Origin of the sequence: Streptomyces sp. NPDC005303, from assembly GCF_040607335.1 — a bacterium.
GTDB lineage: Bacteria > Actinomycetota > Actinomycetes > Streptomycetales > Streptomycetaceae > Streptomyces.
Genome location: NZ_JBEXGM010000009.1, coordinates 236,234 through 258,914, shown reverse-complemented (window position 1 = coordinate 258,914; position 22,681 = coordinate 236,234). Strand labels below are relative to the sequence as shown.

The following is a 22,681-nucleotide window of genomic DNA, read 5'->3' as shown; positions in this document are numbered from 1 at the left end:
ATCCAACGTCATGGCCAGCGTCCGTGGTTACTTCCATCCCAAGACGGCGACCGGATCGTCGTCCCTGATCCCCTCACCCCCGTGGCACTACTCGGGCGACCTGCTCACGATCGAGTACCGCACTGATCCCGCACGTGTACGGGAGTTGCTGCCCGCACCGCTGGAACTCGCCGAGGAGGACCCGGGCGCGGTGGCGCTGATCTGGGCCGACTGGCAGTCCTGCTCCGGTACGAAGGAGGAGCTGCTGGACCCGGTGCGCGCCCAGTACAAGGAGGCCTTCGCCGTCGTTCGCTGCTCGTACCAGGGGCGGACGTACTCGCGCTGCGTGTACATCTGGGTCGACAAGGACTTCGCGATCGCCCGCGGGCTGCACCAGGGCTACCCGAAGAAGCTCGGTTCGATCCACCAGACGCGCCCGCACCCATACGGTCCGGCGCCGCGCATCGAGGCTGGAGCCCGCTTCGGCGCCACCCTCGCCGCAGCCGACCGACGCCTGGCACAGACGGTGGTGACCCTGCGCGAGCCGTCCGAGACCAACGGCTTCGTCAACGGCCACCCGATGGCCCACCACCGCTGGCTTCCCTCCATCGAGAACGGCAAGGGCCTCGCGCTCGACGAGTTGATCGAGACCGGCGCCGCGTCCTTCGAGGCCGGACAGCCGTGGGTCGGCGATGCGGAACTGGAGCTGTTCGAGGCGCCGACGGAAGAGCTGGCCCGGCTGGAGATCCGAGAGCCGATCGCCGCGTACTACCGGCAGGTGGGCGTCGTCTGGGACGGCGGTCGACTGCTGGAATCCGGCACCTCCGAGGCCGAGTAACCCCCTTACACATCAGAAGACCTGGAGACCGGACATGACCGAGCACATCACCACGGTGGCCGGGGTCGCCGTCGACACCCGGCACTGGATCGGCGGCGAACGCGTGGCGTCCGTCGAGACGTTCACCGACGTGTCGCCGATCGACGGAAGCACCCTCGGGGAGATCTCCCGGGGCACGGCGACGGAGGCCGCGGCGGCCGTCGCCGCCGCTCGCGCCGCCTTTCCCGCCTGGGCCGCCACGTCGCGCGCAGAGCGTGCCCGCATCCTGCACGCCATCGCCGACGGAGTCGAGAAGCGCATCGAGGACCTCGCCAATGTCGAGACGCTCGACAACGGCGCCCTCCTGCGTTCCCACCGCCGCGGTGTGATGCCGCGCGTGGCGCACAACTTCCGCTTCTTCGCCGACTGGCTGCTGAAGCTGGAGCATCAGGACTTCGCCACTCGCGGCCACACCAACCACGTGAGCTGGGACCCGGCGGGCCCGTGCGTGCTGATCACGCCGTGGAACGCCCCGCTGATGCTGGCCACCTGGAAGGTCGCCCCGGCGCTGGCCGCCGGGAACACGGTGATCCTCAAGCCTGCCGAGTGGTCCCCGCTCACTGCTTCGCTGCTCGCCGACATCGCGGCCAAGGCAGGGCTGCCGGCCGGTGTCCTCAACGTCGTGCAGGGATACGGCACCGAGGTCGGCAACGCTCTTGTCTCGCACCCGGACGTCCGCCGGATCAGCTTCACCGGTTCCGTGCCCACCGCCCAGCACATCGCCCGGGCGGCCGCCGCCAACCTCACCCCTCTCAGCCTCGAACTCGGCGGAAAGTCACCGCTGTTGGTCTTCGCCGACGCGGACCTCGACCTCGCTGTGGACCTGGCGGTGGAGCAGTACGACAACGCTGGACAGGTATGCCTGGCCGCGACCCGCATCCTTGTCGAGGAGACGGTCTCGGACGAGTTCACCCGCCGGTTCGTGGAAAAGGCGAGCCGGCTCAGACAGGGTGACCCGCGTGACGAGGGCACCGACCTCGGCCCCAACATCCACCCGCGCCAGCTGGAGAAGATCGACGGTTTCGTGCGTCGCGCGCTCGACGACGGGGCTCGCGCGGTCATCGGCGGCAAGCGCAAGGACGCTCTGTACTACGAGCCGACCCTCCTCACCGACGTCGCCCAGGACTCGGAGATCGTGCAGGAGGAGGTCTTCGGTCCGGTCCTGACGCTCCAGACCTTCGGCGACGAGGAAGAGGCCGTGCGCTTCGCCAACGACACCCGCTTCGGTCTGGCCGCCACCCTCGTCACCGGCGACCACGAGCGCGCCGAGCGGGTCACCGCGCGGCTCGTCGCGGGCACGGTCTGGGTCAACTGCTTCTTCGTACGCGACCTCCAGGCTCCCTTCGGCGGCTCCCGCCACTCGGGCGTCGGCCGGGAGGGCGGCACATGGAGCTTCGACTTCTACTGCGACGTCAAGAACACCGTCACCGCGCCGAACGGATGGCAAGACCATGGGTGAAATCGTCGGGGCGGGTCTGCTCGCCCACGTCCCCACCATCGTGCTGCCGGAGGGGGACCGGCTCGAGCTGAACCAGGGCAAGGAGATCACCCTCGTCACCGGCTTGCGACAGCTCCGCGAGGACGTCTTCGACAGTGACGACTACGACACCGTCGTGGTCCTGGACTCGCACTGGGCCACCACCGTCGAGTTCGTCGTCACCGCCCAGCAGCGCAGGGCCGGACTGTTCACCTCCGAGGAACTGCCGCGCGGCATGTGCCGGATGCCGTACGACTTCCCGGGTGATCCCGAACTGGCCCACAACATCGCCCGGTTCGCCGACAAGCACGGCACCTGGGTCACCGCGATCGACGACGAGTACCTCCCGATCTACTACGCCACCATCAACCTGTGGAAGTTCCTCGGCGAGGGGCTGCCGGACAAGCGATGGGTGACCATCGGCGTCTGCCAGACCGGTGACATGGAGGACCACCTGCGGCTCGGCCGGGCCCTGGCGGACGGTATCGCCGCCACTCCTGGCCGCCGGGTGCTGCTGATCGCCTCCGGAGCGCTGTCGCACACCTTCTGGCCGCTGCGCGAGCTTCGCGACCACGAGTCGAGCGACCCCGGCCACATCTTCACGTCCGAGGCCCGCGATGCCGACCACGAGCGCATCGCCTGGTTCAAGGAGGGCCGCCACGGCAAGGTCCTCGACACCATGGACGAGTTCTGGAAGTACAAGCCCGAGGCCCGCTTCTACCACTACCTGATGATGGCCGGCGCCCTCGGCGAGCAGGCATGCGTCGCCGAGGCACGTCAGTACGGCGAGTACGAGAACTCCATCGGCACCGGCCAGGTCCACCTCTGGTTCGACCGGCCGGCCGAGGGCTGGACCGGCACCGGCGCGCCCGCGTCCGCCTCCCCGCGCACCCCGCACAGCCGCTCCTAGAAAGGCCCCGCCATGCCCGAATACCGCCGTGTCCTCCTCGACGGAGCCGCCGTCGAGACCGTCCGTGACGGTGACGAACTCGTCGCCGGGGACGGCCGCCGGGTCAAGATCGAGGACGCCCAGCACCTGCCGCCGGTCGTGCCGTCCAAGGTCGTCGCCGTTCACCTCAACCACCGCAGCCGGGTCGACGAGTTCCAGATCCAGCTGACACCGACGCCGACGTACTTCCACAAGCCGACCTCCGCCCTCAACTCCCACAAGGGCGCCATCGTCCGCCCCGAGGGCTGTAAGTGGCTCAACTACGAGGGAGAGGTGGCGATCGTCATCGGCCGGACCGCGCGCAACATCTCCCCTGCCGAGGCGGGCGAGTACATCGCGGGCTACACCGTCGCCAACGACTACGGCCTGCACGACTTCCGCGACACCGACGCCGGTTCGATGCTGCGGGTGAAGGGCTCCGACACCCTGTGTCCGCTCGGCCCGGGCCTGGTCACCGACTGGGACTTCCACGGCAAGTACCTGCGCACCTACGTCAACGGCGAGGTCGTCCAGGACGGTTCGACGGATGAGATGGAGTGGGACATGCACTACCTCGTCGCCGACATCGCGCGCACCATCACTCTCCACCCCGGCGACGTGCTGCTCTCCGGTACCCCGGCGGGCTCCCGCCCTGTCCAGCCCGGTGACGTCGTCGAGGTCGAGGTCGAGGGCCTGGGGCGGCTCACCAACCACATCGTCACCGGCCCCACCTCGATCCGTACGGACGTCGGAGCCCAGCCCACCGAGTCGGAAGAGGTCCTGTCCACCGCGCTCGGCGGCGACTGGGAGTTCCGCGGTATCCGGCCCCCCAAACGCTGATGCCCACCGCAGGCGGAACCGCACCCGGCCTGCCGCGACGGTGCCCGGCGTGGTGCTTGACCTGTCCGTCCCGTGCGGCCGGGCAGGGGAGAGGCCGCCGTGCGTGTACGGGCCGGTAGGGTCGCACCCATGACCGAAGCCACCGGGACCCCTGAGGGCCGCAGGCCGCGCAAGCGGGTGAACTACGGGGAGGGCCGGGAGGCCCTGCTCAACGCGGCCGTGCGGGTGGTGGCCCGGGGTGGTCTGCGCAAGCTCACCTATCGCGCGGTGGCGGAGGAGGCAGGGGTCACCCACGGTCTTGTCGTCCACCACTTCGGCACCCGTGACGCGCTGATCGAGGAGGCGCTCGCCCACACCGTACGCTCCAGCCTGAGCGTCAGCGCGGTCGAGCCGGGGACCGGCAAGGTGTCCGACTTCTCGGCCGGAGTGTCCGAGATGGTCACGGCCGATCCGGACATCCAGGTCTTCCAGTACGAGCTGCTGCTCGAATCCCGGCGAAGGCCGGAGCTGCTGCCGCTGATCCGTGGGCTGTACGACGAGTACTTCGATGCCACCGAGCGCGAGCTGTCCCGGATGCTCCCCGAGGGTGCGAACCGGGCGATGACGCGGCTGGTCTTCGCCGCCCTCGACGGTCTCGTCCTGCACCAGCTCGTTCTGGGCGGCGGACCCGAGGTCACTGACGCGGCCATCGAGGAGCTCCGCTCCCTGCTGCGGTTGCTCGACGCCGACGCAGACGGCGAGAGTGCGGGCGACATCGGCGCCTGACTTGCCGACCTGCCTGTTGTGAGGCCCCGGACGCTTGGCGCCCGGGGCCTCGTTCGGCTCGGATGCCACCTCGGCCACGGCCTCGTACAGACGATGCGGTGGCCCAAAAAACACCACACAAACCCTTGCCATCTGGATAGTTCCAGCCCACTATGAGGCAACTCGTTTGGCTCGAAACGAAACCTCTCCCCCTTCCAGGCAGGTGATCCGCGTGGACAGTCAGACGGTCGAACCAACACAGACCGTGCAGAGCCCCTCCGCTGCAGGCCGGCTCAAACCCAACTCCCTCGGTGTTCTGGGAATCCTCTTCTTCGTTCTCTCCGCGCAGGCGCCGCTGACCGGCATAGCCGGTGCCGTGCCCATCGCCGTCGCCATCGGCAACGGCGCGGGTGCGCCCGCCGCGTATGCCGCGGTCGGCGCCGTCATCCTGCCGTTCTCCGTCGGCTTCGTCGCCATGGGGCGACATGTCGTGGACGCCGGCGCCTTCTACACCTACATCGGCAAGGGGCTCGGCCGCCCCGTCGGCTCCGGGAGCGCAGGAGTCGCGCTCTTCGCCTACTGTGCGGTCCAGGCCGCCATGTACGGCTTGTACGGCTTCATCATCAGCGGCCTGGTCGAGCAGTACACGGGGCTGAGCGCACCGTGGTGGGTCTGGGTCCTGGTCACCATGGTGATCGTCCAGATCCTCGGTGCCGCCGGGATCGAGATGGGCGCCAAGATCCTCGCCGTCTTCGTCCTGGCCGAGTTCAGCATCCTGTTCGTCTTCGCCCTGGTGACCTTCTTCAAGGGCGGCGGCCCCGAGGGGCTGGGCTTCGCCCACAGCTTCTCGCCCCATGCGGCCCTGCAGGGGGCACCGGGCGTGGCGCTGATGTTCGCTGTGGCGTCGATGTTCGGCTTCGAGGCCACAGCGATCTACGGCGAGGAGGCACGGGAGCCCCGCAGGACCGTCCCCCGGGCCACGTACCTGTCCGTCATGGTCGTCACCGTCTTCTTCGCCTTCACCTCGTGGATGCTGGTCTCCGCCCATGGCGCCTCGAACGCCACCGCGGCCGCCGGGAAGGCACTGGAGAGCGGCGACGCCACGTCCTGGGTCTTCGCGCCGATCACCGCGCAGTTCGGCGGCTGGGCAGGCGACGCGCTGCCCGTCCTGCTGGTCACCTCCCTCTTCGCCGGCGTCCTCGCCTTCCACAACTCCGCCAACCGCTACCTGTTCTCGCTCGGCCGCGACGGCCTGCTGCCGCGCGGGCTGACCGCGATCAACCGACGCCACTCGCCCTGGGCGGCCGGCGGCGTGCAGACCGTGATCTCGCTCGCGTTGGTCATGCCCTTCGCGCTGCTGGGCAAGGACCCGGTGCTGAGCCTGTTCTCCTGGTTCAGTGGGGTCGCGGTGCTGGCGGTCATGCTCCTGTACTTCCTGACCTCCGTCTCGGTGGTCGTGTTCTTCCGCCGGGAACGGCTGGACACTCGCGCCTGGAACACGCTGATCGCCCCCGTCCTGGGTGCGCTCGGCATCGCCGGTGCCATCTGGCTGATCCTGGCCAACTTCACCACCCTCATCGGCGGGGAGCAGGGCACGGCGATGTGGCTGGAGCTCACCGTCCCGGCGGTCCTGGTCCTGGGCGTCATCGCCGCGCGACTGACTCGTGGCAGGGCGACGGCCGACGTCTGAGCCTGGCCCGCGGTGTGGCCGGCCCGGTCCTTGTCCTCCACCTCGGGCCCGGGCCGGCCACACCGACCTCTCCGGGCCGGGGGAGGGCTTGCCCTGAGTCCGGGGTGCGTGAAGAAGCCGTCAGCCGGCCGCTACGCCACGTGGCCGACGTGCCGGCCGTACGCACCGCTCCGCGCCGCCGAGGCCGAGGCAGTCGCGCGTCATAGCCCTGGTGATCTCCGGATCCGCATCCCCAGAAAGCGCCCCACCTGGAACGCCGGCCGATCTCTGGGCGCGATGACGCATTGACCGATCCACCGAGCGCGGTGGTCGGCCCCCGGCCGCCGAAGCAGACACCAAGCACCGGTACGCCGAGGTGGTGATCCATGCGCAGGGGCGCGAGTTCGCCCGTGCATGTCCATAACCCGTTGACCGTACGACCGAACGACAAGCCGGTCGAGACCGCGACCTTCCCTGCGGGGACTGCCCGTGGCATATCGTTTGGATTCAAACGTAATGCCATGACCTGGAGGCTACGCATGCTGGACATCACCCACGACGACTGGCTGCGCCGGGCCAAGGCACTGGACCTGTCCGGTGCGCACCACATCGACGGCGCGGACGAACCCGGCGGCGGGCAGTCCTACCCGGCCCTCTCGCCCCGCGACGGGCAGGTGCTGGCACACGTGGCCGATGCCGGGACTGCCGAGGTGGACGCCGCCGTGGCTGCCGCCCGCCGGGCCTTCGACTCGGGGCCGTGGCCACGCCTCGCACCTGCCGACCGGGGCCGGGTCCTGTTGCGGATCGCTGATCTGCTGGAGGAGCAGCGTCACCGGCTGGCGCTGACGGTCAGCCTGGAGATGGGCAAGCCGATCACGGACGCGTACGACATCGAGCTGCGCGCCGCGATCAACACCTTTCGGTGGTACGGGCAGTTGGCGGACAAGCTCACCGACGAGTCGCCGCACACCGCGCCCGACGCGCTCGCCCTGGTCACCCGCGAACCGGCGGGTGTCGTCGGCGCGGTCGTCCCCTGGAACTTCCCTCTCACACTGGCGAGTTGGAAGGTCGCTCCGGCGCTCGCGGCCGGCTGCACCGTGGTGCTCAAGCCGTCGGAGAACTCGCCGCTGTCCGCGTTGCTGCTCGGTCGGCTGGCGACCGAGGCCGGGCTGCCGCCGGGCGTACTCAACGTCGTCACCGGCGACGGGCCCACCGCCGGACGGGCGATCGGCCTCCACCCGGACGTCGACGTGCTGGCCTTCACCGGATCCACCGCCGTCGGGCGGCACTTCCTGCGGTACGCGGCCGACTCCAACCTCAAGCGCGTCTGGCTGGAGCTGGGCGGCAAGTCACCCAACATCATCCTCCCGGACGCACCCGACCTGGAGAAGGCCGCCGAAACCGCCGCCTGGGGCATCTTCTTCAACCAGGGCGAGATGTGCACGGCCCCTTCGCGGCTGCTCGTCCACTCCTCTATTGCCGAGCGCGTGACGGACACCATCGTGGCGCGGGCCCGGGAACTACGGATCGGTGACCCGCTCGACCCGGCGACCGAGATGGGGGCGCTGGTCGGTGAGCGCCACCTGCAGCGCGTACTGGAGCACATCGGCACCGGCCTCAACGAGGGCGCTCGGCTGCGGGCCGGGGGCAGCCGCACACTCGCCGACACCGGCGGCAGTTACCTGCAGCCCACCGTCTTCGACCACGTGGATCCGGGCATGCGTCTGGCCCGTGAGGAGATCTTCGGCCCCGTCCTGTCCGTGCTCACCTTCGACGACCTCGACGAGGCCGTCGCGCTCGCCAACGACACCGAGTACGGCCTGGCCGCCGGGCTGTGGACCTCCGACCTGTCCACCGCCCACCAGGTCTCGCGCGCGCTGAAGGCCGGCACGGTCTGGGTCAACTGCTACGAGGAGGGCGACCTCACCGTGCCCTTCGGCGGCGTGAAGCAGTCCGGCAACGGACGCGACAAGTCCGCCCACGCCATCGAGAAGTACACCGAACTCAAGACCACCTGGATCCAGCTGTGACGACGCCCGCGCGACCGCTGATCGCGATCCCCGCCCGCTTCGCCGCCTCCACCTCCGCCCTGCGCTACGCCGCCGAGGTCAACGCCCGCGCGCTGGTCGAGGCGGTCTGGCGGGCCGGCGGCGAACCGGCCACCATCCACCCCGCCGAGCCCACCGCCGCCGGCGTGGCCGCCCGCCTCGCCCGCTTCGACGGCGTCCTCCTCCCCGGCGGCGGCGATCTCGCCCCGTACCGCTACGGCGCGACCGACACCCACGACAGCGTGTACGACGTCGACGACCTCCAGGACGCCTTCGACCTGGAGGTCGCCCGCCAGTCCATCGACCTGGGCCTGCCCCTGCTCGCGATCTGCCGCGGCCTCCAGGTCGTCAACACCGCCCTCGGCGGCACCCTCCACCAGGACATGGGCGGTCCGGACCGCGAGCACCGACATGTCGTGCACCCGATGGCGATCCGGCGCGGTTCGCTGCTGGAACAGGCCACCGGCGCCGAGAAGGTGGAGGCATCCTGCTACCACCACCAGCGGGTCGACCGTACGGGCGCCGGCCTCACGATCACCGCCCGGGCCGCCGACGACACGGTGGAAGGGCTCGAACTGCCCGGAGTTCTCGGCTGGTTCGCCGCGGTCCAGTGGCACCCCGAGGACACCGCCCATGAAGACCCCGCCCAGCAGGGACTGTTCGACGCCCTTGTAGGCGCCGCACGCGACCGCCATTGACAGCACGAGAACTCACCGTCGTCTTCCTCGTCGGACGCCGCACAAGTCCTGCCCCCGCGGCTACCTCGCTCCCGGCATAACTCTGCGGCGCATCACCGCCGCCCGAGGGCTGGGACCGCAGGACATCGCCATCGCCCGATGCGATCAGCTGCCGCGGTCCACCGGCGGGGAGTGGGATCGCTGCCATCGCGTCACCGGTGACGCGGGGGCTCCGAGCGCCGTCGGCCGTCATCGCGGCGGAGGCGTGCTCCCTCTGAGTCCCGCCCCGCTGCGCGGGCTCCCCTTCACGCCTTCGGCTTCGGACGGCGACCACTGCGACGCAGGGCGGGCTCGGCACCGTTCAGCAGGGCGCGCCGACGCTCCTCGCCGTGCTCCTCGACCTGGAGCACAACTCGCCGCAGTCCGTCCGCGACGCTGCGGCACTCGTCGTCGTCCAGCTGTTCGGCCACGAATGCCTCCTCCTCGTTGAACTGCGGAAACACCCGCCGCATCAGTTCCTCACCCTCGTCCGTGAGGCTGAGCAGAACCAGCCTCCCGTCGGTGGGATGACCGCTCCGTCGCATTAGACCCCGAGCCTCCAGCGTGCGCGCGACCCCAGTGAGTGTGCCCTTGGAGATCCCCGCTTCCTCAGCCACGTGCCGGGTCTCCGACTCGCCCCAGATCCAGACCACCCAGAGCACGACGAACGCCGTCCAGGTGAGATCGGATCCACGGAGCACGGAGTTCTCCAGATGCTGCCGTACCGCCGAGGCCGCCCGGTGGATATTGGCCACCACAGCCATCTGCTCATGGCGGATCGGGATGCCGCCGAGCTTCGCAGCGGCCAGCTTCTCGGCTTCGGTGATGGATCGATGGCCGGGCACGGGCACACCCCTTCAACGTCTCTGCGACGCACTGGATCGACATTACCGTTCGGACCCAAATTGTACGAAGCCCGAGTGAGGGAGCGCTCGGCCATCGGCCGCCGATGTGCCCGTGGGCGGCTTCGCTTTCCGTATGGGGTGGTGGACTTGCCGGCGGCGAGGTCGCGTAGGTGCTGAGGAAGCAGCCCCGGTGCTGGACGTCACCAGGAGATGCTGGACAACCGCCGCCAGTTTCGGGTGCTGGGGGTCGCCCTGAACCGTGCGACCAGGGTGCGGCCGACGTGCAGACAGAGCTGCACATCTGGCGAGGCGGCTGCCACGGGTTCGATGTGATCGCGCCGTCGATTCCCCTGTCCGGTCATGTCCCGCGGGGGTCGGGGAGACTGGTTGGCGCGAACGCCGGCTGGATGAGCCGGCGAGCCGGCGCGGTGTACTGCCCGGACGAGGGCATCGCCGCCGACGTGTCACGGCACCTGCCTACGCCGCCGCTGCCGAGAAAGCCCGGCGCGTCGATTCTCGCCCCTTCGTATGTCTGCAGGGCGGAAGACGGCGCGAAAGCCGGGCGGCGATGGTGCACGCCACCCGGACCACGGCACGAACGAGTTGCTGAGGCGTTCCCGGCTGCCGTGGGTTTCCGCTGTGGATGGTGGTGTCGCGGGTCCATGGGCACCGGTGGTTGTGACACAAGGGGGCGGATCAGATGCAACTGATCCACAGGTGAGTACGTCTGCGCCTGCGTGCTCAAATCATGAGGTGCCGGTCTGCAACCCCGCGATGAGTCCGTCGAGTATCCGCAACTGGCGGGAGGGTGTGGTCAGGCGGGCCGCGAAGATCGCGTTGATCTGGAGTCCCATCAGCGTGGCCATCGCAAGGTCCAAGAACGCATCGAGATCGCAGGATGGGTTGATCTCTCCCGCTTCAGCCGCAGTGTGCAGATACGAGAGCATCTGATCGCGCCAGCGCGATATCGCCTGGTCGTAGACGCCGATCAGTTCCTGATCGGCTACCGCGTAATTCCAGAAGCCGATGACCACGCGGGCCTCATTGAGACGCTCGTCGTCCAGGGGCATGATCTCGACGCAGAACTTGCGGAACGCGTTCAGGCCGTCGGCGCCGGCGATGGTGCGGGCGGCCCGCTGCTCGGTGGCTGCATTGGCGCGCTCCAGCGCGGCCCGCAGAATTGCTGCTTTGGTGGGAAAGTATCGTGCGAGCGCACCGTTGGTGAATCCAGCTTCGGCGGCGAGATCCCGCATGTTCAGCGCCGCGAATCCTCGCCGCGCGACAAGGCGCCATACGGCTTCGATGATCTCTTCACGCCGCGCGTCGTGGTCCACGATCTTGGGCATGGTGACACCTTACCAACGGGTAGACGCCTGAATGCTGAGGGCTGTGGTCGCACTCGCGGGCCTCACGGCGGATGAGTCCGAGGGGTCGTGTGACCCGCAGGCCCAACCCTGTGACCTGGTGAACCTCTTACGCCACGTGCTCGCGGCAGGGGCGCACGGAGCGAGGGCGAAGAGCTGTCATGCCCGGTCGCCGTGAGAGTGGTCCCCATGGCGCCCCCTTCCCAGCGACCCCATAAGGGATTACATTGGAGCTATTAATCTACAACTGTAGACTTCAGGGTCTGGTGCGGCACCAGTCGGTACGCGGCATCGAGGCCCTCTGAATCCGGTAGCGGCCGGCTCGCCCCGGGCACCTGATCGTCCCCAGCGCTCAGGTGGGCGCTCAGCCCTCGTCATGACCAACACCACCTCTTAGGACAGAGCATGCCTGATCTTGAGCCAGATGAATTCCGCCGCCAGGGCTACCAGTTGGTCGACTGGGTCGCCCAATACCGCACCTCGCTCCCTTCCCTGCACGTGCGGCCGAAGGTCTCACCGGGCTCCGTGAAGGCGCAGCTTCCTCGTGAACTGCCTGAGCAGCCGTCCCAGGCGCTTGGCGATGATCTCATCGCCTTGCTCAACGACGTGGTCGTCCCCTCGTCGCTCCACTGGCAGCACCCGGGCTTCTTCGGCTACTTCCCAGCGAACGCGTCCCTGCTGTCGCTCCTCGGTGACATCGCATCGGGCGGGATCGGGGCGCAGGGAATGCTCTGGTCGACGTCGCCGGCCGGGACGGAGATCGAGCAGGTCCTGCTCGACGGCCTGGCGGATGCCCTGGGCCTTGGTCGCGAGTTCACTTTCGCCGGAGGCGGGGGCGGTTCGCTGCAGGATTCGGCTTCGTCGGCATCGTTGGCTGCCCTGCTGGCTGCGCTGCAGCGCAGCAACCCGGACTGGCGCGAACACGGCGTGGACGGCACCGAGACGGTGTACGTCACTGCCGAGACCCACTCGTCACTGGCCAAGGCCGTGCGTGTGGCCGGGCTCGGCGCGCGAGCATTGCGGATCGTCCCCTTTACCCAGGGCACGCTGTCCATGTCGGCGGATGCCCTGGCCGACATGCTGGCCAAGGACGCGGCCGCCGGAAAGAGGCCGGTCATGGTCTGTCCGACCGTGGGAACAACCGGCACAGGTGCCATCGACCCCGTGAGAGACGTCGCGCTGGCAGCGCGTGCGTACGAGGCATGGGTGCACGTCGACGCCGCGTGGGCAGGAGTCGCGGCGTTGTGTCCCGAGTTCCGCTGGCTCCTGGACGGCGTGAACCTTGTCGACTCGTTCTGCACCGACGCACACAAGTGGTTCTACACCGCCTTCGACGCCTCGTTCATGTGGGTGAGGGATGCCCGAGCGCTGCCCACAGCGCTGTCCATCACACCGGAGTACCTGCGTAACGCTGCGACCGAATCGGGCGAAGTCATCGATTACCGCGACTGGCAGGTCCCGTTGGGCCGTCGTATGCGTGCGTTGAAGATCTGGTCGGTGGTGCACGGCGCCGGACTGGAAGGCCTGCGCGAAAGCATCCGCGGCCACGTCGCCATGGCCAACTCCCTGGCCGACCGGATTGAGAGCGAGTCGGGCTTCGCCCTGGCCACCCCGCCATCACTGGCACTCGTATGTCTGTACCTCGTCGACCGGGAAGGGCGCCCCGACGACGCCGCCACCAAGGCAGCAATGGAGGCGGTCAACGCCGAAGGGCATTCCTTCCTCACGCACACATCGGTCAACGGTCACTTCGCGATTCGCGTCGCCATCGGCGCGACGACGACGCTGCCCGACCACATCGACACCCTGTGGGACTCGCTTCGCAAAGCCACTCGCCAGAGCGGTGGATGACTACTGACCTTGGCGGAGTAGCTTCGGGTGCCGGGGTGGAGGGTCAGGCCGGTTTCGATGAGGCAGCCGTCGATGAGTCCCGGGGGGCGCTGGATGTGGGCGAGGCCTCGGCGGAGGGTGCGGGTGAGGGGGTCAGGGTCGGTGAATGCGGTGTTTGCCATCATCGGGTCTCTTCGTAACAGGGACCAAACCCCTTCCACCGGGTTCAAGTCGGTAGGACCGTGGGGGCCGTGTCGCCGTCGTACAAGGGGGCACACCAGTACCCGGTCCAGGTCATCTCCCACTGCGTGTGGCTGTACCACCGCTTCCCACTGTCATTCCGGGAGGTCAAGGAGTTGATGCTCGAGCGCGGAGTGACCGTCTCCTACGAGACGGTACGCCGCTGGTGCGCCAAGTTCGGGCAGGCCTACGCCAACGCGCTGCGCTGCCGGCAGCCTCGGCCTGGGGACAAGTGGCATCTGGACGAAGTCTTCATCAGGATCAACGGCGAGCAGCGGTACCTGTGGCGGGCCGTCGACCAGGGCGGCAACGTGCTGGACATCCTGGTGCAGAAATGCCGGGACAAGGCTGCGGCCAGGCGGTTCTTCCGCAGGCTGATGAAGAAGACCGGTGCGGTCCCGCGGGTGATCGTCACCGACAAGTTGCGTTCCTTCGGCGCGGCCCACCGCGAGGTCATGTCCTCCGTCGAGCACCGGCAGTCGAAGTACCTGAACAACCGGGCGGAGAACAGCCACCAGCCAACGAGGCAGCGCGAACGGGCGATGAAAGGCTTCCGTTCCGTGGGCGGAGCACAGCGGTTTCTGTTCGCATTCAGCGGCATCACGCCCCACTTCCGACCCCGCCGCCATCTGATCCCCGCACATGACTACCGGGCCGAAATGACCGTCCGCTTCGCAATCTGGGAGCAGGCCGCACAGACTTCACACCACGTGAGACAGCCTCTAAAGGCCCTCCGGCCTGGGCATTTAGCTTGATCGCTAGAATCAGCCTAGGAGTTTACCTGCCGTCCGTGGGGGCCCTGAAACGTCCATAGAGTCCAGAGAGCGCCAGGCGAATGCGCAGATGGACGCCGTCGGCCCAGACGTACAGGTAGTCGGTGGCGGACAGATCGCGGTCCATGAACGCCCTGTGGTCGGTCGACCTGCCACTGGGCGGTCAGCCGCGTCACGGTGGCGGGGCGAGAGCCCGGCCGAGGAGCCGAGGAACTGTTCGAGTGCGGGCACGAAGTCGCCGGAGGACAGGCCGTGCAGGTAGTGCAGCGGCAGCACCTCGCTGATCTTCGGGGGACTTCCTTGCCGGCGGTATCTCCTACACGCACTGCGGGAGTTCGAGCAGTTCTACAACGTGCACCGGCCGCACCAGGGCATCGCGAACGCCCGCCCGCTGCACCCGCTCCCCGAACCGATCACCGATCCGGACGAAACCGCCCGCCTCGACATACATCGAACCGACCGACTCGGCGGCCTCCTTCATGAGTGCCAGCATGCTGCGTGATCAGGTCGGATGAGGTTTCCGGCAAGGGCAGGGCTGGACTGGTCGCGCGGCGCGATCGACTCGGTTGGACCGGGAAAATGGGTAGGGGCCACTCGTTACCGAGCGGCCCCTGCTCATGTGCAGCCGAAGAATTTATCCACCTTGAAGGCGTCAGTGCGGCGGCAGATCGGTCTCAAATTCGCGGTCTGCGCGCCTTCCGCTTACTTCACCCAAGGTCCACTGCACACACTCGGGCCGAATCCCAGTGCGTACACGGCAGAACTCATGGACGGCAGCTTCAATTTCCTTTATGGGTAGCGTGCTACGTGGATCGAACCAGTACGGTTCGCCCGGATTGGATACGACTTCCGTATCGAAATCGGGCGGGTTTGGGTTATCCGAGACCCAGATGTTGTCAAGGACTTCATCCGTCTCCGGTCCCGGATAACCCGCATTCACGAACCAAATGAGCCCACCGTAGCCACTTTCCCTGTTCAGAGATACCACGAGGAAATTGTTTGGCATATCCGCATCGCCCATGTGCCGGCGGTCCGACCATGAGAACCATGCGATGCTGCCCGGGTGCCAGTGTTCGCCCCTCTTGTTCCATCCCTGCAAAGAACCGAGGACTTCGGCAACTACGGTGGATACTTCAGTGTCCGTCTCGGCAAACCATCGGCGGTCGTTGCAAGTAACGTTGAGAATCATCGTGACTGGCATGCTACGCCAGGAGGCTTAACCCGTCAATCATGCTGGCGGGCCGGCGCCACGCAATACAGTGCTTGCCATTCCGCTCCCGCTGGGATACCACACCGTCATGGTCCAATCCTTCGGTAGGATGGCCTGCACGGATTGGTGACAGTTGTAGATATCGCTACAGACGCCGTTTGGGTTGTTGATGACCACTACGGAATGTTGCTCCTTGAGCTCATTCCTTATTTTCCAAGCGTATTTGGTCTCTACGTGCGAGACCGATGGGTGTGGGCCTCTACCTGTTCGTCCCGGCATGGGGACTCCCCGATCGATCAGAAAATCGTTGATCGCCTTATTGGTGGCCGCATCCCCGGAAATCATCTCGTCGGCCAGGGCTTTGCCGTCCTGGTCGAAGAGTTGTCCGGTGGTCTTATTTCCAGCCTTCTTTGTTCGATCCCATTTGCTGGCAATCTTCTCCATGTAGTCCCGTGCCCATGCCGGGCAGTTGGAATTATGGACAAGGATCGGAGTTTCGCCGGCCAGGACGTAGAAGGTATGAAGCCTGTCGACCGTCAGGTTGTAAGTACGGCTGTGCTTGGCGTACCCGCGGTTGGCTTTTACGGTAACCGTGGTTCCGTCGTCTGACAGCAGTTTCATCCCGGGCTTGAGGCGGCCTGCCGGGACCCAGTCCCCCTTCGTCGGGGACCAGAATGGGTGCTCGTGCGTTGCGGTGAGGGTTTGCGTACCGTCGCTGGTCGCGATGGAAAGTTCGTTGAACTTCTTGTCGTCGTCCGTGACGATGCGACTGGTGACTTCCTCGGCCGTCGTTTCCCCGGTTTCGGGGTCAGTGGCGATGACCTTGTCGCCGAGCTCTATGTCCTCAATCTTTTTTCTGGAGCCGTCGGCCATTGCGACCGCGGTTCCGGCCAGGAAGCATTTGCAGGCGCTCTTTACAGCGCCTCGCAGAGCTCGCTTTGCCATGGCCTTGACCCCGCCGAAAATACCTGCGGCGGCCGACACGGCGTCGGCGGCGTCTTTGGTGTTCTCGTAAGCTTGGGAGTCGGTGTCGATTCCCTTGGATTCAACCAGCTCCTCGTAGTGCCCGTTCACGCCGCAATCCGCACCGAACCAGCACCAAGGCTCGGTCATGTATTCGGCTGCGTCTGCTGCTTCCGTCAAAAAGCCGCCGATTCCGGCGACGGCGTCTTTCCAGTCGCCTTGTGCGCGTGGGTCTTCAGGTTCGACGGAGCAGGAAGGGGTCCATGCCTTGTCCGCAATAACGCCGGTGCAGGATTTTCCGGAACTTGTGGAGCTGTAACTGGCGCTGCCCATGGTGGACATGCCACCGCTTCCAGTGCTGGAACCGGAGCTCGTGACAGCGTGCAGTACACCGACCACGACGGTGACGATCGCGATGATCGTCGCAATCAGAGACCCGAAGAACTTTCCGCTGGGGTCAGCGAAGGTGACCGGATTGTTGTTGCTGTAGGCGTAGCCGTTGATCTGCTGAGGGTCTTTCAGGTCTGCGACAGGATCAACACTGGCAAACCTTCCAGTTGAGGGATCATAGTCTCGGGCCCCCAGATGGGTGAGACCGGTGGGGTCTTCAGTTCCGCCGATGAAGCCCTTGTCCCCGCGCCAACTGGCGGGCGTGTTACCGCGCACCTCTCCGAAGGGTTGGGTGTGACGGCGAGTGAGCGCCTGGGTGGACGCGTCCACCTGGAGGCTTGCAGTGCCGTTGCGGTCCGTGCACAGCCAAGTCAGTGCGCTTGGTGTACGCATGGCGATGATCTGCCCTGCGTGGTTGTAGTAGCGGGTGGCTTCCACCTTGCCACTGGCCTTGTCCAGGCGCAGTTCTGTTTCGCCCAGATAGAGGGTGGTGCCGGTGGAGTCACGCCGGATGAGCCGGTTGCCGTCCGCGTCGTTCAGGAAGGCGGTGGTGGCGCCGCCGGCTTCGGTGACCTTGGTCAGGGATCCTTCGACATCCCAATCGAGTGACTGCGTGGTGCCGTTGAGAGTGCGGGTCTTGGTGGCCCCGTTCTCCCAATAGGTGTAGCTGTCGGTGGTCTTGGATCCGCTGGCGAATTCGGTCACCGTGTTCGCCAGGCCATGCGGCCGAGTCTGATCAGTGGTCTTGTAGTTGTAGTCGGTAGTGGCGGCGCCTCCGGCGGCGAGATGGTTGGTGGAGGTCTTCCGGTTGCCAGCCGTGTCGTAGGTGAAACTCTGCCAGTACGGGGCGCGTCCCCCGACGTTGCTGGTGGTAGGCGCGGTAGCGCAGTCGCCGGTGGCGGTCCAGGCAGTCTTCAGGCGTCGGTGACCGTCGTAGACGAAGCACTGCTTGTCACCAGGACTGGTGGCTCTGTCGTCGACCTCGATGGGGTTGCCGGCGAGGTCATAGCGGTAATAGAGGTCGGCGTCGGTGCCGGTGTGGGTTTCGGAGACGACGGTCTGGCGGGCCAGGCGCTTGGTGCCGTCTTCGTAGGAATAGTTGACCTCGGTCCAGTCAGCGGTTGAGGACACCCCCAGCGTGCTGCGGATCAACTCGCCGGCCGGAAGGTAGTCGGTGTTCTGCACGAGGCCGGTCAGCCCCTGCAACGTGTCCGGCAGCCTGGTGGAGGTGTAGCCGTAGCTGAGGACTTCCGTACCGAGCCCGCCCATGGCCGGGATAGTGCGCTTTTGCAGGGTGCCGTCGAGGTTGTAGGCGTTACTGATGGCGTAGACGCCGGTGCCGGCCAGTGCCCCTTCTTTGGTGCTGATCGTGTACTGCTCTTTCAGCACCCGGTAGAGCTTGTCGTACGTGGCGTTGGTCTTGGCATACACATCGCCGCTCTTGCCTCCGACGTAGCGGATGGCAGAGGTCAGTCGGCCTTTGGCGACGGTGTCGTAGGACCACCGGGAGAGGACCTTGGCGTCGTCCGGGGTCGGGACCCCGTCTACGACGGGCACCTTTCCGTCGACCAGGGTGGTTTGCCGACCGAGCGTGTCGTAGGTGTAACCGCGGGTGCGCTGGCGGGCGTCGGTGGCCGAGACGATCTGATCGAGTTCGTTGTACTCGGTGCTGGACTTGCCGGCATCGGGATCGTTGGCGCTGGTCTGCCGGCCGAGGAAGTCATAGCCGTAGGACCAGATGTTGCCGTCGTCGTCCTTGGCGGTTTTGAGGCGGTCTGCGTGGTCGTAGGTGTAGGTGAACTTGGAGTAGGCGGCGGTGGCGCTGTTGCTCTCGTACTCGCGCTTTTCGACCAGGCGGCCGCGGGTGTCGACCTGCTCGCGGACGGCGGGGGCGCCGGTGGGCGGTTCGACCGTGGTGGCGTTGCCGTCGTAGCTGGTGGTGGTGCGGGAGTGTTCCTTGCCGTTGACCAGGTTTACCTGAATGGTCGGGCGGCCCGCCCCGTCGAAGGTGGTGGTGGATCCGGCGGGTGCAGCCGTGGTCGGCTTGGCAAGCGCGCCGCTGGGGGCGGTGCTGTCGATGAAGTCCGCGGCTGTTTCCACGGCCAGGCCACGCGTGTCGTATTTCGTCTCGGAGATGACGCGGCCGGTGCCGGTGGCGGCGGGCTTTTGAGTCTGCCGCGGGCGCAGCAGTGCGTCGTAGATGGCGTACTCGGTCTGGTAGGTGCTGCCGTCGTTGTTGAGGGACTTGGTGGCCACCCAGGAGGCGCTGGTGGCCTGCACCTTGTATTCGAACTTGCGGCTGGGAGATTGCTCGGCGGCTCGGTCGCGATCGGCCAGCCATACGTCGGTGAGGCGGCCCAGTGCGTCGTAGGCGAGTTCGGTGCGGTTGTTGTTGGCGTCCGTTATGGAGGTGTTGAGGTTCCAGTCGGTTGCGTAGTCGGTGGTGACGGTGTGGCCCGCTGCGTTGGTTTCGACCGTCTGGGCGAGGGGGCCGCTGTCAGCCGGGGTGTAGTCGATGTGCTTTGTTCGGGTGCCCTTGGTGTTCCAACTGTCGGTGGGGCGTCCCAGGGAGTCGAACGCTGCGGTGGTGACCGTCGCGTACTGGCCGGTTCCGTCAGTGGCGTAGCCGGTCAGGCGCTCAGCTCGTGTGATGTCGCCCTTGGTCGGCTCCGCTCCGTACGCCTGGCCGTCGTAGGAGCTGCGTACGTCTGAGATGAGGTCGGTGGTCTCCGGATCGTTGCTGCGGCTGGGTGTCGCGCTGCAGCCGGTGGAAACGGTCTCGATGCGCTTGGGGTAGGCCAGCAGCCATTTGTTTGTGTTGGTGGCGTACCAGGTGCGGGTGCATTCTTGCTGGCCGCCCGCGTCGGTCTCCACTGTCAGCGGCTGGCCGCTGTTTGGGTCGTACGTGGTGGTGCTGCTGGAGGTGATCTCACTGCCGCTGTTTTGGCGTGTGCGCTTTACTTCGGTTCCTGTGCGCACCAGATAGCCGTCGACCGTGCCGTAGGAATGGGTGTCGCTGGAGGTCTTGTGGGACCAGGGGGTGGTGACGGTGGCTGAGACTTCTGAGCCCGAGGTGCCGTTGTACGTGATCTCCTCACGCAGCATGCCGGCGTACTGTTCGGAGTCGGTCTTGGTCGCGCCCTTGGAGTCGGTGATCGTCTCGCTGCGGGTGGTGCCGTTGGACTGCTTGTCGCCATCCATGCCGCGGTAGTACAACGCGGTGGTCTTGGAGCGGGTGCCGGCGGCTTCACCGGTGGTGGTGGTGACCTTGTTGTAGCCGCGCCAGATGCCCCACGTGCGGTACTTGGTCGGCGTGATGGGGGATTCGTCGTCGTAGGCCCATGCGCCACCTACGTCCTCGCTGTAGGTGTAGTTGGTCTCCTTCAGAGGCGCGCCGCCGAACGGGTCCGATTCGGTGACCTGCTTGACGACGTACTTGTGGAAGAAGTCGGTGCGCGGCTGTGGGTCTTCTCCGGGGGTGGGGCTGGTGGGAGGGATCCACTTCACGGGGTAGCAGCGCTTGGTGTTCTTGTCGAGCGCGGTGGGAAGGTTGGTGTCTGCCACGCACTCGGGGGCGGAGTAGTTGACAGTCAGCACCGAGCCGGTCTCGGACTGGACTCTGCGGACCCGCCATTTGATGTACGGCACGACGCTGTCGCCGGTCTTGTCGACGCGGTTGTGCAGCTGAATGCCGGAGAACGTGACCGCCGGAAGCGTGATCGGGGTGGTGCCGGACTTTCCGGTGTGCTGGATGCTCTCCAGCCACAGCCCCGGTGCGGAGCCGTCGCCCGGATCGGGGAACGAGTGCGTCAGGTGCCAGGTGTTGACATCGCGGTAGTCGGTGTCGGTTCCTGTGCCGGTGCCCTTGTAGACCTGCGTGGTGACGTCGGTGAGCCGCTTGCGGCTGAAGAACGAAGGCGCGTTGCGGTCGGTGCAGACGGTGTTGGCGGCGCAGATCTGATCGAACGGCACATCCGGCCAGGCCGCCTTGTTCGTCTCCGTCAGGGAAGCACAGGTTTCTCCGCCGGAGACGGGGATGCACCGCTCGGCGACGCCGAACTTCACGCGGGCTGCGGCGGGCTTGCTGAAGACGCTGTCGGAGCGCTGGCCGTAGTCGATGCGGTTCAGGTAGCCGCTGCGGTGATAAGAGGTGCCGTTGCCGGTGGAGGCGTTCTTGGCGTAGTAGTTGCCCTCTTTGGTGTACCAATAGCTGGTGACGTTGCCGTGCGGGTCGACAACGTAGTCGAGGTTCCAGCGCCACGCCTGGTTCTTGGCCCGGCCTGCGAAGTCGGTGCCGCTGGAGTAGCCAGGTTCGCCGGAGTCATCACCGAAGACCGGCGCGACCCAGGTGGAGTTGGTGACGGGGTCGTCGGCGGCGGTGCCGTTGTCGGACCAACCGGGCAGGCGGTTTCTGCCGAATACGTACTGGGTGCCGTCCGTGGTGGTGATGGTCCAGTACTCGCCCTTGTCGCTGTCGTCACCGTCGTCGCTGTTGACCGCACCGGTGCCGCGCGTGACCTTTTCGCCGTCATCGCTCTTCAGGTGCCAGCCGTTGGCATCCTTGATCAGCGGGCTGGACTTTCCATTGAGGACGACAGAGGCGTTGTCTTCCTTCCAACAGAGGTCGGCCTTGCCATCCTGGCCGTCGTCGTCACACGAGGCGTAGCTGCGCTCGATGTACGAGGTGGGGAGGTTGAAGCCTTCGCCGACCCATGATGGCTGGGCGGAGCTCGACGAGGTGCGCCCGTCGACGCTCTGCGCGGAGTAGCCCACCGTCACCTGTGGGGCCTTGCCGGCTGTCGCGGGAACTACGTCCATGGGGTAGGACCAGGTGAAGTCGCCGTTGGAGCCGCCGCCCGCCCAGCTGGACGACAGGGACAGCGAGGTTGCCTGGTAACTGCCCTGGTCGGAGGACGCGGCCGCGGCCAGGGCCACCACCATGGTCGTTCTGGCGGCACTGCCGGCCTTCGGGGTGGTGACCTGCGCAGTGATGGTGTCGTTGTGGGTGTCGTTGCTGGTCGGCAGCACCGCGGTGGTGCGGCATTCCCGTTTGTGCGGCGTGGTCAGCGCGCAGGCGGGCAGCTGGATGGCGCGCAGTCGTGATGCCCAGGCCCCGCCGTAGGCGTTCGCGAAGCGGCTGTAGTCAACACGGACGGACATGCTCGAAGCGTTGGTGTCGCCATCCGCGCGCTGCACTGAGAGCACCAAGCCCTCAACGCCGAGCTTCTTGGCGAGTTTGCGGTCCAGGACTGTGACCTTGGCCCGGCCGGGGGCCTTGAGCAGCTTGGCCGCCTTCGCCTTGGCCTTGGCCTTGCCCTTCGGCTTGACCGGGGTGGTGAGGGTCACGGGCAGGCCGCCGGCCTTTGCACCCTTGCCGGCGTCGGCAGGAAGCTCCACGGTCGCGGAGCCGGGTGTGGGCCAGACCGGCTCAGTCGTGGCGGCTTTGCGTGTCCTGGCGGCGGCCGACACGGTCGGATCATTGATCTTCTTGACCTTGGCCGGGAAGGCCGTGGCCTTGCCGTACTCCGGTTTGGGCAGCTGGGTATGGTTGCGGCTGACGTCTTCGGGTGGTGCCGCGCCGAGCAGCGTGGCCGTCACGGCGGCAACCACGGGGAGGCTGACCGCCGCCAGTCGGCGTCGTCCCGCCCGGTGCCACGACCATGAGGGCAGCACGAATCTGCGCCTTGTCACAGTGGGTTCCTTCGGTCTCGAAACGAGGCGGTGTGCCGGGTCGGACGGCCCGGCACACCGCGGGAATCGTGGCTGCGCCTGAGAAGATGCGCAGCGG

15 protein-coding genes and 2 pseudogenes are annotated in these 22,681 nt (G+C 66.9%); 10 read left to right on the top strand and 7 right to left on the bottom strand.

The window, feature by feature from the left end:
* The first annotated feature begins 10 nt into the window (after positions 1-10).
* The 8 genes from ABZT93_RS16725 (at position 11) to ABZT93_RS16690 (ending at position 9,260) form a co-directional block, all read left to right on the top strand.
* On the top strand, positions 11-817 hold the full coding sequence (locus tag ABZT93_RS16725; protein ID WP_057617486.1) for an acetoacetate decarboxylase family protein: 807 nt from the start codon (positions 11-13) through the stop codon (positions 815-817).
* A 34-nt stretch (positions 818-851) separates the two neighbouring features.
* Positions 852-2,315, top strand: coding sequence for an aldehyde dehydrogenase (locus tag ABZT93_RS16720; RefSeq protein ID WP_356104789.1), 1,464 nt, complete (start codon positions 852-854; stop codon positions 2,313-2,315).
* Positions 2,308-3,243 carry a 3,4-dihydroxyphenylacetate 2,3-dioxygenase gene (locus tag ABZT93_RS16715; RefSeq protein WP_356104787.1) on the top strand — a complete coding sequence of 312 codons (936 nt, stop codon included), beginning with the start codon at positions 2,308-2,310 and terminating at the stop codon, positions 3,241-3,243. Before ABZT93_RS16720 ends, ABZT93_RS16715 begins: the two co-directional genes overlap by 8 nt.
* A 12-nt stretch (positions 3,244-3,255) precedes the next feature.
* On the top strand, positions 3,256-4,101 hold the full coding sequence (locus ABZT93_RS16710) for a fumarylacetoacetate hydrolase family protein (RefSeq protein WP_356104785.1): 846 nt from the start codon (positions 3,256-3,258) through the stop codon (positions 4,099-4,101).
* 129 nt (positions 4,102-4,230) lie between these two features.
* The gene (locus ABZT93_RS16705; protein WP_356104783.1) at positions 4,231-4,866 is read left to right on the top strand and encodes a TetR family transcriptional regulator; all 636 of its coding nucleotides are present in this window, start codon (positions 4,231-4,233) and stop codon (positions 4,864-4,866) included.
* Between the two features lie 211 nt (positions 4,867-5,077).
* Positions 5,078-6,535 carry an APC family permease gene (locus ABZT93_RS16700; protein WP_356104780.1) on the top strand — a complete coding sequence of 486 codons (1,458 nt, stop codon included), beginning with the start codon at positions 5,078-5,080 and terminating at the stop codon, positions 6,533-6,535.
* A gap of 518 nt (positions 6,536-7,053) precedes the next feature.
* On the top strand, positions 7,054-8,544 hold the full coding sequence (locus tag ABZT93_RS16695; protein ID WP_356104777.1) for an aldehyde dehydrogenase: 1,491 nt from the start codon (positions 7,054-7,056) through the stop codon (positions 8,542-8,544).
* The gene (locus ABZT93_RS16690; protein WP_356104774.1) at positions 8,541-9,260 is read left to right on the top strand and encodes a gamma-glutamyl-gamma-aminobutyrate hydrolase family protein; all 720 of its coding nucleotides are present in this window, start codon (positions 8,541-8,543) and stop codon (positions 9,258-9,260) included. Before ABZT93_RS16695 ends, ABZT93_RS16690 begins: the two co-directional genes overlap by 4 nt.
* Positions 9,261-9,544: 284 nt before the next feature.
* Here the strand turns inward: ABZT93_RS16690 and ABZT93_RS16685 are convergent, their stop codons facing one another.
* Entirely contained in the window at positions 9,545-10,123 is a 579-nt protein-coding gene (locus ABZT93_RS16685; RefSeq protein WP_356104772.1) for a MarR family transcriptional regulator, read from the bottom strand.
* Positions 10,124-10,869: 746 nt separating this feature from the next.
* Positions 10,870-11,469 carry a TetR/AcrR family transcriptional regulator gene (locus ABZT93_RS16680; protein WP_329231574.1) on the bottom strand — a complete coding sequence of 200 codons (600 nt, stop codon included), beginning with the start codon at positions 11,467-11,469 and terminating at the stop codon, positions 10,870-10,872.
* A 423-nt stretch (positions 11,470-11,892) separates the two neighbouring features.
* On the opposite strand from ABZT93_RS16680, the gene ABZT93_RS16675 reads away from it, so the two are divergent.
* Entirely contained in the window at positions 11,893-13,338 is a 1,446-nt protein-coding gene (locus ABZT93_RS16675) for an aminotransferase class V-fold PLP-dependent enzyme (RefSeq protein ID WP_356104769.1), read from the top strand.
* Between the two features lie 32 nt (positions 13,339-13,370).
* Here ABZT93_RS16675 and ABZT93_RS16670 read toward each other — a convergent pair.
* Positions 13,371-13,565: pseudogene (locus tag ABZT93_RS16670) on the bottom strand (DDE endonuclease); the annotation flags it as partial.
* On the opposite strand from ABZT93_RS16670, the gene ABZT93_RS16665 reads away from it, so the two are divergent.
* Positions 13,560-14,312: an IS6 family transposase gene (locus tag ABZT93_RS16665; protein WP_356104766.1), complete on the top strand. Its 753-nt coding sequence runs from the start codon at positions 13,560-13,562 to the stop codon at positions 14,310-14,312. The pseudogene ABZT93_RS16670 and the gene ABZT93_RS16665 overlap by 6 nt on opposite strands.
* Before the next feature lie 73 nt (positions 14,313-14,385).
* Here ABZT93_RS16665 and ABZT93_RS16660 read toward each other — a convergent pair.
* The 4 genes and pseudogenes from ABZT93_RS16660 to ABZT93_RS16645 all read right to left on the bottom strand — a co-directional run.
* A pseudogene (locus ABZT93_RS16660) lies at positions 14,386-14,621 on the bottom strand (transposase); the annotation flags it as partial.
* Positions 14,622-14,646: 25 nt separating this feature from the next.
* Positions 14,647-14,811 (bottom strand): hypothetical protein, encoded by a 165-nt coding sequence (locus ABZT93_RS16655; RefSeq protein ID WP_356104764.1) that lies wholly within the window; start codon positions 14,809-14,811, stop codon positions 14,647-14,649.
* Between the two features lie 171 nt (positions 14,812-14,982).
* Complete coding sequence (locus ABZT93_RS16650; RefSeq protein WP_356104761.1) at positions 14,983-15,519, bottom strand: Imm1 family immunity protein; 537 nt, start codon at positions 15,517-15,519, stop codon at positions 14,983-14,985.
* 39 nt (positions 15,520-15,558) lie between these two features.
* A complete protein-coding gene (locus ABZT93_RS16645; RefSeq protein ID WP_356104758.1) occupies positions 15,559-22,491 on the bottom strand; it encodes a polymorphic toxin-type HINT domain-containing protein in 6,933 nt (2,310 codons plus the stop codon).
* Between the last annotated feature and the right edge of the window lie 190 nt (positions 22,492-22,681).